General features: G+C 60.9%; 8 protein-coding genes. All 8 read right to left on the minus strand.

What is annotated here, in order from left to right:
• Nucleotides 1–135 precede the first annotated feature (135 nt).
• Entirely contained in the window at nucleotides 136–2,727 is a 2,592-nt protein-coding gene (locus SMC3_RS08970; RefSeq protein ID WP_119090078.1) for a CHASE4 domain-containing protein, read from the minus strand.
• A 258-nt stretch (nucleotides 2,728–2,985) separates the two neighbouring features.
• The gene (locus SMC3_RS08975) at nucleotides 2,986–3,375 is read right to left on the minus strand and encodes a desulfoferrodoxin (protein ID WP_119087647.1); all 390 of its coding nucleotides are present in this window, start codon (nucleotides 3,373–3,375) and stop codon (nucleotides 2,986–2,988) included.
• Nucleotides 3,376–3,551: 176 nt separating this feature from the next.
• Entirely contained in the window at nucleotides 3,552–4,964 is a 1,413-nt protein-coding gene (locus SMC3_RS08980; protein WP_207799739.1) for an aspartate kinase, read from the minus strand.
• Nucleotides 4,961–6,037 (minus strand): aspartate-semialdehyde dehydrogenase, encoded by a 1,077-nt coding sequence (asd, locus tag SMC3_RS08985; RefSeq protein WP_119087648.1) that lies wholly within the window; start codon nucleotides 6,035–6,037, stop codon nucleotides 4,961–4,963. The genes SMC3_RS08980 and asd overlap by 4 nt, the downstream gene beginning before the upstream one ends.
• 243 nt (nucleotides 6,038–6,280) lie before the next feature.
• On the minus strand, nucleotides 6,281–6,853 hold the full coding sequence (pyrE, locus tag SMC3_RS08990) for an orotate phosphoribosyltransferase (RefSeq protein WP_119087649.1): 573 nt from the start codon (nucleotides 6,851–6,853) through the stop codon (nucleotides 6,281–6,283).
• An 85-nt stretch (nucleotides 6,854–6,938) separates the two neighbouring features.
• Nucleotides 6,939–7,859: a dihydroorotate dehydrogenase gene (locus SMC3_RS08995; RefSeq protein WP_119087650.1), complete on the minus strand. Its 921-nt coding sequence runs from the start codon at nucleotides 7,857–7,859 to the stop codon at nucleotides 6,939–6,941.
• Nucleotides 7,852–8,604 (minus strand): dihydroorotate dehydrogenase electron transfer subunit, encoded by a 753-nt coding sequence (locus SMC3_RS09000; protein ID WP_119087651.1) that lies wholly within the window; start codon nucleotides 8,602–8,604, stop codon nucleotides 7,852–7,854. The genes SMC3_RS08995 and SMC3_RS09000 overlap by 8 nt, the downstream gene beginning before the upstream one ends.
• Nucleotides 8,601–9,311 (minus strand): orotidine-5'-phosphate decarboxylase (gene pyrF / locus SMC3_RS09005; RefSeq protein WP_119090079.1); only part of this gene is annotated, 711 nt, incomplete at its 5' end. The genes SMC3_RS09000 and pyrF, both read right to left, overlap by 4 nt.

The following is a 9,311-nucleotide window of genomic DNA, read 5'->3' on the forward strand; positions in this document are numbered from 1 at the left end:
CTTCACGGAGGAGCACCCCTCAGAAGCACCCCTCGCATGGGAATAAAGTGCTCGGGGGCCTTGGACAAAAGGGCTCGGGGGAACAACGGAGACAAACCAGCCCGGACGTGACTGGACGAAGGCAGGCTCTGACTGCTATGAACTCAGCGGCGGTCTGGACGATTCGCGCAGGACGTGCTCCAGTTGCTCCATCGTGTAGGGTTTGGCGAGGGATGCGATGAAGCCGCACTGGGCGTACTCGGCGATCGAAGCGTCGTCGGAGTAGCCGCTGGAGACGATGACGCGGGCGTCGGGATAGAGTTCGTGCAGCTTCTGGACCGCTTCTCGACCTCCCATGCCACCCGGGACCGTCAGGTCCATGATAACCAGGTCGAAGGGGTGATGATCGGTCACTGCTTGCGTATAGGCAGTGAGCGCGGCTTCCCCATCTGGTACCGAGGTCGTCTCGTAACCAAGATGCCGGGCCATCGCGCATGTTACGTCAGCTACGGTCTGCTCGTCATCCATGACCAGGAGGCGGCCGGTAGTGGAGTCGGGTCCCTTCTCTGGCTTCGCGAGCTGGGCTTGGGTCACAGGCCCATTGGCGACAGGCAGGCACAGCCAGACTGTCGTTCCCGTGTCTGCAACCGACTCGATGAGCAGGTCCCCCCCGTGTCGCCTGGCGATGGACCGTGCCGTTGAGAGGCCGACTCCGTGTCCTGACGGCTTTGTCGTGAAGAAGGGATCGAACAGGAGCTTCATATCTTCCGGGGCGATGCCGGAACCGCTATCTGCTATGCGGATGACGACGTAGTCTCCGGGTGCGGCGATGCCGAAGGGATGTCCCTCCGACACCGTCTGACAGCGAAGAGCAATGTCCAGTGTGCCCCCCGACGGCATCGCGTCCCGCGCGTTCAGGATGATATTCTGCACGACCTGAAAGAGCTGGTTGCGATCAGCTTCCACGGCGGGCAGGATTCCATCAACATTCACTTGTAGTGCGATACCTGAGCCGCTGAGGACGAATCTCGCCACTTCCCGGACGATGGACTCGACGTCGACGTTCTCCTTGACTGGGGCGCCACCACGGGAGAAGGTCAACAGCTGGCCGGCGAGGGCCTGAGCGCGGTCCACTGCTACGCGCGCAACCTCCAGGTGGTGCTGCGACTCAGTGGGTTCCTCCAGAGACGAGTTTGCCAGGGAGATGCTTCCCTTGACCACTGTCAGAACGTTGTTGAAGTCGTGGGCGATACCAGCGGCCAGTGTGCCCAGCGATGCCAGGGCCTCATTGTGCAGCAACTCGTGTTCCATGCGAAGCCGATCGGTGATGTCCCGGGCGATGTAGAAGGTGCCTGTCGGCTGTCCGTTGTCCCAGAGGCGCTGGCCGCTCAGATCCAGGGTTCGGCGGTTCCCGTCACGTGTCAGAACGTCGATGGTCCTTGCCACACTGTCCCCGCTTCCGATTTCATCGTTGGCCCTGAGCATGAACTCGCGGCTGTCCGGGCTGACGATGTCAAGCATACTGCGACCAAGCAGGTCTTTCTCTTCGTACCCAAGAACCGAGCATGCGGACTGGTTGACCAGGGTCACCTTGCCACTTGAGTCCAGTGCGAAGATGAGGTCGTGTGCGTGGTCGAAGTAGTCATGCAGTCGTTTCCGATCCCGCTCCAATTCCTCCGCCATCGCGTCCTTGTCCCGCTGAGTCTGTTGCAGCGACTCCAGGGTTGCGTTGACATCTGTGGCCAGCTGCGCGAGTTCGTCCGATCCGGGCAGGCGCACGCGCAGTGTGAGGTCGCTGGTGTGTCCGACCTCTGTCACCTGACGACCCAGCGAAGCGATTCTCCTCATGAACGTATGGTTCAGGACGAGCAGGGCGAGGCCCAACAGCAGGAAAACTATCATGCTGGTAACTGCAACAATTATGCGTTTCAGCCGGGTGATCTCGGCAGACTGGGTACGCTTTGCAGTGGTCGAGAGGAGGAGAGTAGTACTTCCAGAGAGGTCAGAGAGCTTCATGAATCCGCGGACCTCGTCAGTTCCTGCTGGCAGACCGACGGTGGGCTGTCCCGTGGCGAGCAGGGTGAGCGCCCGCGACTCGACAGTTTCTGGCTGGACTTGATCGGCAGCCTGGAAGGTCACGTTGCCGCCGATCGTCTCAGCCATGCCGGCGAAGAAAGCTTCATTGGGATATTGCACGAAAACCAGCACTCCCCGTGCCGGACCGGTGCTTGCGCTTGTCAGGATAGGACGCGCAGCCACGAATGCCATATGTCCGCCGACAAACATGCAACCGGTAAGGCCAGGCTGACGCAGTGTCTGTGCCAAGAGCGCTGTTCCGGATCTGAACTGTACGATGAGGTCCGGTGGAGTGTTATCCGGGTCATGGTTTATGGGGGTTTGGAACCTGGCAGAGACGACCTTGCCACTCGTATCCAGAAACACCATGATATCCACATTTATCGTGGCTAGACTGTCGGGAGTAAGGTTCGAGTCTGCATACACGGTGTTGTGGTCGAGGACAAATTGATACGTATCGTCCCAGTAGGCCCAGTCGGAGCAGGTGCGTCCCAGCGTGTCAAGAGAGTAGCTCAAGTACGAATGAGCTCGCAGAACCTGGCGTTCGACGTTCTGACTGTCGAGGCGGGCATACGTTCTGTCGATGGTCACACTAGCCAGGACGTAGAACATCGCGACGAAGATGGTCAAACCAATGAGAGCAACTATAGACAGTCTGGTGCGCAGGTTCATGGAGTCAGTATAGAACGGAGGGTGCAGCGTACAAACGTTCGAGGTTTATCGTCTGTCCCCGCCGTGGCGAACTACTTCGTGGCATCCAGCTCAACTCTGTTGCTTGGTTGTACTGTACGAATATCTATCTCGCCAGCCCTTTGGGGTTTGTTGTCTCAAAGGGCTGGCGATTGTACGACAAAGGCACACGGGATAGGACCCTATGTCGCCTGCTGATGAGCTGCCTATGGAGTGTTTTCTCGAGGGATTTTGTCTACTCTATGCCAGCTTCTTGGACCAGAGCCCGTGGACGTTGCAGTATTCCCTTACCTCAAGCAAGTCCTCGACGCTGTGGCCGATATGCACTTCGGGCTTGTCTCCAGGATGCAGCGGTATTTTCATGACTTTGCCATCTTTCATGAATACTTCGATCCACTCGATGTAGTGTTTCTCTTCCATCGGGTGTGGAACAGATCCGATTTTGATTATAGTTCCACGCTCTGCCTTTTCGACAACCGGCAGGTGCTTCTCGTTCCCTTCCTCAGTGGATTTTGCGACCATCTTTGTCATTGGTTGCCCACAGCAGACAAGTTCGCCCACACCCTCATGGCTCACTTCAACGATGTTGCCGCAGACTTCGCACTTGTAGATTTCGTATTTCTGTGTCATTCCGCTACCTCCTTGTCTTTCCGCAAATTGCTGGATCGCTCAAGGCCATCTGCATTTATTGTATCACCGTTGTCCGTTATCCCATCTACCTTTGTGTGAAGTACGAATGTGTTACAGGGGAGGGGTATGCCGCCGTCATTCCTGTAGTAGCCGGAGCACCTTGTCCTGACGTTTGGCTACGTCGTTGCCGCCAGGCCGAATGCGGCGTGAATAGCACGCACGGCCCGCTGAACCTCTTTCTCGGCGATGAGCACCGAGATGTTGACTTCACTGGAGCCCTGGGCGATCATGAGCAGGTTGATATTTTCGGATGCCAGCGAGGTGAACAGGCGGGCAGCGACGCCGGGTGTTCCGCGCATGCCGTCACCTACGACGGCGACGACTGCGACATGCGGTGTGGCGGTGATGTCCCGGATGGCCGTGCTGCCGACGAATTCCTTGTGCAGCAGGCGCGTGGCGCGTTCGGCGTCGGTCTGGGTCATGACCAGTGAGACATTGGCCATCGATGAGCTCTGCGAGATCATCAGGACGGGGAGCTGAGCAGTTGCAAGGAGGTCAAAGACTCTGCTGACGACGTCCGACGTGCCGATCATCGCTGCCCCACCGATCGTCAGCGCTGTGAGTTTCCGGATAGAGGTCACTGCCTTGACGGGACCCGTTTCGGGCGCGTCAGCGCGCACGATGGTGCCGGGAGACGCCGGCAGGAAGGCGCTTCGGATGCGAATTGGGATGCCGGCCTCCTGGACGGGCGCGACTGTCATGGGATGGAGGACCTTGGCACCAAACCAGGCCAGTTCCATGACCTCACGATATGAAAGGGCCGGCACACGGACGGCGTCCGGGACGAGCTTCGGGTCGGCGGTCATAACGCCGTCGACTTCTTTCCAGATCCACACCTCGTCGGCCGGCAGGCATGCGCCCAGGATGGTGGCAGTGTAGTCCGACCCGCCTCTGCCGAGCGTCGTGATGACACCTTCCTCGTTGGCTCCGACAAACCCGGTGACAACAGGAGTGAGTCCACGGTCCAGCAGAGGCGTCAGGGCACGTGGCACAGTTCTCCGAGCGATTTCCAGGAGGGGTGCCGCGCTACCGAACGTGTCGTCGGTCACGATCCCCGCCTCACCGCCGGTCAGCGACCTGGACGTCAGGCCCGCCGCACGGAGGGCTGCGGACATGATAGGGGCCGAGCAGCGTTCGCCAAACGAGACGATGAGGTCGCGCGAACGGGGCGTGAGTTCGTGCAGCATGGCGACGCCCGCCAGTGCCTGCCTGAGCGACACAAACAGTGCATGTTCTTCGTCCACGACCGGCTGAACGGCCATCGCAGGGGACGAGCTGAAGACCGTCTGGACCGCGTCCTCGTGCCGTCTCTCGAGGAGGTCCACTGCCTGAGCGACCTCGTCGCCATGGCCCTGGCGTGCCCTGTCGGCCAGGTCGAGGAGTCCGTCGGTGACGCTGGCCATGGCGGAGACCACGACGACGGCGCGGGTGTTTTTGTGTGCCGTCTGCACGACCAGCTGGGCTGAGTGCATGATGGCCGCGGCGTCCTGCACGAGGACGCCGCCAAACTTCATCACGACGGTCTTCACAGAAGATCCTTCGCCGCCAGCAGTTCGGCGGTCAGGACGGCGTTGCCCGCAGCGCCGCGGATGGTGTTGTGGGACAGGACCGTGTACTTGATCCCCGTTGCGAATGCGGGATCGCTGCGGACGCGTCCGACGACGGCCGCCATACCGCGGGCTCGTGCCGGTTCGCCTGCCAGACGGTCAAGGCGCGGCTGGGGACGGTCAGACTCGGAGCGCACGAGGATGGGGTGGTCGGGAGCCGTGGGGAGGTGCAGGCGCTGGGGTTCTCCCTGGAAGCTGCGCATCACACTCTCGACCTCTTCGGGGGACGCCGGACGGTCGAGTTCTACGAGAACGGACTCGGTGTGTCCGTCCAGCACCGCGACGCGATTGCACGAGGCGCTGACGGGGATGTTCGCCGGCTGGAAGGCCCCATCCATCCAGGACCCGAGCATCTTCTGGGTCTCACACTCCATCTTCTCCTCTTCACCTTTGATGTATGGGATGAGGTTGTCGATGATGGCCATTGAGGGGACGCCGGCGTACCCGGCGCCCGACAGGGCCTGCATCGTCACGACGATGACCCGTCGAATCCCAAACGCCAGCTGGAGAGGCTTGAGCGAGAGGACCAGTCCTGCAGTACTGCAGTTGGGACCGGTGACGATGAATCCTCGCTTGCCCCCCTTTCGCTGGAGGGACAATGCTTCCAGGTGGTCGGCGTTGACTTCGGGGACGATCAGCGGAACGTCTGCGTCCATGCGGTGTGATGCCGTGTCGGCGACGACTGCCACCCCTGCATCCGCAAGCGACCGCTCGACGGGGCCGGCAACGTCGCTGGGCAGCGCGGAGAAGACCAGTGTGGCACCGGTTGCGGCGATGGCATCGGCCGTGCAGGGAAGGATGGTCATGTTGCGTGCGCGGGCCGGAATGTCTCCCTGGATGTACCAGCGTGCGACGTCCCCGTACTGCTTGCCGGCCGACCGTTCACTGGCGGCGACGCCGACCAGCTCGAACCAGGGGTGGTCCGACAGCATCGCGACGTAGATCTGACCGACCATCCCTGTTGCTCCGCACACAACTACTTTCGTTCGTTCCATGACTGCCCCCCGTTTACGGATCCCTCAGGGCTTGCGCTGCTGAGGAGTTGAGTTGAGAGGTAGCGTAGCGGAGTGGACGTTTCTGTCAAGGACAAATCGCGTCAGCAACTTCTCGTTCTCCCAGACTGTTACACTTCGGGACAGAGACTCCCTTGCCTTGAACAAAAGGGCTCGGGGGGTTCCAAAGTGTAACAGACTCGGACAGATGCGTTTAGGAGAAGCATGTCTGGATTTCGCGGCAGGTCAGGCATTCCCCCTGCTGCCGGGTTTCACCCAGGGGATCCCTTGCTTGCAGAGAGGGCAGTCATCTGCAGGCCAGGTCTCGATGGTGAGGCGGATGGCGCTCCAGACAGGATACTGGATGAGTTCGGCGCTGCGGTTGACGATGCACGCGATGCCCACGACCTCGCCGCCGCATTCACGGATGACCTTCGCGGTTTCCTCCGAAGACTTCCCAGTCGTGACGACATCTTCGCTGATGATGCAGCGTGTGCCTTCGGCGATAACAAAGCCACGGCGCAGCGACATGACACCGTTCTCACGTTCCACGAAGATGCTTTGTTTACCCAACTGGCGACCCAGCTCATACGAAACGATGATACCGCCCATAGCGGGCCCCACGATGAGGTCAAAGGGCACCGGGCGGAACTGTTCGGCCGCGACTGCCAGAACGCGGGCCGCGCGGTCGGGGTACTGCAGGAGCCTCGCACACTGGACGTAGCGATCGCTGTGTCTGCCGGACGAGAGCAGGAAGTGACCTTCGAGCAGAGCTCCAGTTTCCTTGAGTTCGTTCAGAACCAGTTCGTCAGTTGTCATATTCTCCTCCTGAGAATGTTACAGTTTTGGGACCTCCCGAGCCCTTTTTTCGCAGGCGAGGGGCGCTTTCCCCGAGCCCTTTTGTTTAAGGCAAGGGGGTCTCTGTCCCGAGAATGCTACAGACGGTCGCGATGCTGGTCAGATGCTCGTCTGCACAGTAGCGTTCCAGGCCGTCCACGATGTCGAGCATGACGGTGGGTTTGACAAAGGTTGCGGACCCGACCTGCACCGCGGTCGCGCCTGCCATGATGAATTCGAGGGCGTCTTGCCAGGTAGCGATGCCGCCGATCCCGACGACGGGGATGTGGACGGCACTGGCTACCTCCCAGACCATACGCAGCGCGATTGGCTTGATGCAGGGACCGGACAAGCCCGCCGTGACGTTGTCGAAGACGGGCTTGCGCGTGTGTATATCGATTGCCAGGGCTTTGAAGCTGTTGACCAGTGAAACGGCGTCGGCTCCCGCCCGTTCGCAGGCGATCGCCATTGCCACGATGTCTTCGGCATTGGGAGACAGTTTAACCATGAGCGGCTTGGCGCAGACAGGTCGGACAGCGGCCACGACACTGGCGGCTGCGTCACACTTGATGCCGAAGGCCATACCGCCTTCGCGTACATTGGGACAGCTGATGTTGAGTTCGATGATGTCGATCCCCTCGGCATTGGAGAGCAGCTGGACGCCTTCGACATAATCTTCCAGGTCATCGCCGCCGACGTTGGCAATGATGGCTGTGCCCAGCGTGCGCATGCGTGGCAGCTCGCGTTCCAGGAAGACGGGGATGCCAGGGTTCTGGAGTCCCACCGAGTTCATCATGCCTGCGGGCGTCTCCCACACACGCAGACCTGGATTGCCCTCACGTGGATGTAACGTGAGGCCTTTGGAGCAGATGCCGCCCAGACGGCCGACGTCGAAGAACTGGCTGTATTCGGCGCCAAAGCCAAAGGTACCTGACGCCGCGATGACCGGATTCTTGAGCGTGATGCCGCACAATGTCGTCTCAAGCATGCCAGACCACCTCCGCTGCGTCAAACACCGGACCGTCGGCACAGACGCGCTGGTTGCCGAGGACCGTCGCACACGAACAGACCAGGCAAGCGCCGACGCCGCACGCCATATGTGCTTCGAGAGAAGCCTGGCAGGGGACGCCGGCTTCAGCGCACAGGTGTGCCACGCGCGCCATCATGGACATGGGTCCGCATGTCACCACCATGTCATATATATGTGGGTCAAAGATCGCCGTACAGAATCCCCTGGTGCCGTCACACCCATCTTCCGTTGCGACCCGTACGTCCACGCCGAGGTCCACGAATTGGGCAACCGCGTAGGGGGTGCTCTTGAAGCCCGCGATGACGGTGACGTCACCAGCTGGCAGCGTGCGTGCGAGGCAAAACATGGGGGCAATGCCGATGCCGCCGGTCACGATGGCTATCCTGCCGCACAGCTCCTCGGTGTGGAAGCCGTGTCCCAACGGTCCGGTCAGGGCTACCTTGCCTCCTTCGTCGAGGCGCGCCAGCAATTCGGTTCCCCTGCCGCGTACCTGGTAGAGGAAGCTGACAGTGTCCTCGTCTACGCTGTGGACACTGAGAGGGCGCGCCAGCAGTGGTTCACGTTCCCAGGCGCGTACCATGTAGAATTGACCGGGAGCACCGCCAGTCGTGGTTGCGACGGTCAGACGGTAGACGTCTTCGGTCAGGCGTTCCTGCGAGAGGACCGTCGCCCCCTCAATGTACGCAGGCGACAGGTTGGTCATGTCTGCAGCGCGTTCACGGCCGCGTGGATATCATCCCGCATGCGTTTCGCCTCGGCCCCGGCACAGTCGTCGAAGTGCGCAGCACCGCCTTCCTGCTTCTTCCACGCCAGCAGGATGCCGCGACTGGAGTTGACGATGCCGCCATTGCCATTTGTGAGGTACAGCGCAACGTCTGCAGCCGTGCCGCCTTGAGCGCCATAGCCGGGGACGAGGAAGAAGACAGTGCTCAGCTGCTGACGCAGAACCTGTGCCTCCTCCACGTGGGTGCAGCCGACAACGCCTCCGACACTGCTGTAGCCGCAGGTGCCGATGGTGTGTGCCCCAAGCTCGGCGACACGCCGGCCGACTTCTGTATAGACACGGGCGCCGGACTTCTGCTCAAGGTACTGGATGTCGACAGCCCCCGGATTGCTGGTACGGATGAGGACGAAAACGCCCTTGTCATGATCCTGGACCCAGGGCAGCCATGGTTCGATGCTGTCCATGCCCATGTACGGCGAGAGTGTCACATAGTCGGCCTCGAACTCGCCCTCGAAGTGAGCCTTGGCATACATCTGGGCGGTGGCGGCGATGTCGCCGCGTTTGATGTCCGCGACAGCGATGCAGCCCTTGCCGCGAATGTATTGCAGTGTCCTGGCGTATGCGCGCAGCCCCTCCAGCCCCAGTGCCTCGTAGTAGGCGATCTGCAGCTTGAAGCATGCGCAGCT

Source organism: Candidatus Cryosericum hinesii (assembly GCF_003570985.1).
Lineage (GTDB): Bacteria > Caldisericota > Caldisericia > Cryosericales > Cryosericaceae > Cryosericum > Cryosericum hinesii.

Bases quoted from the DNA above. Each gene is read 5' to 3' on its own strand.
- SMC3_RS08970 (WP_119090078.1), bottom strand. From the start codon at position 2,727: ATGAACCTGCGCACCAGACTGTCTATAGTTGCTCTCATTGGTTTGACC.
- SMC3_RS08975 (WP_119087647.1), bottom strand. From the start codon at position 3,375: ATGACACAGAAATACGAAATCTACAAGTGCGAAGTCTGCGGCAACATC.
- asd (WP_119087648.1), bottom strand. From the start codon at position 6,037: ATGGAACGAACGAAAGTAGTTGTGTGCGGAGCAACAGGGATGGTCGGT.
- pyrE (WP_119087649.1), bottom strand. From the start codon at position 6,853: ATGACAACTGACGAACTGGTTCTGAACGAACTCAAGGAAACTGGAGCT.
- SMC3_RS08995 (WP_119087650.1), bottom strand. From the start codon at position 7,859: ATGCTTGAGACGACATTGTGCGGCATCACGCTCAAGAATCCGGTCATC.
- SMC3_RS09000 (WP_119087651.1), bottom strand. From the start codon at position 8,604: ATGACCAACCTGTCGCCTGCGTACATTGAGGGGGCGACGGTCCTCTCG.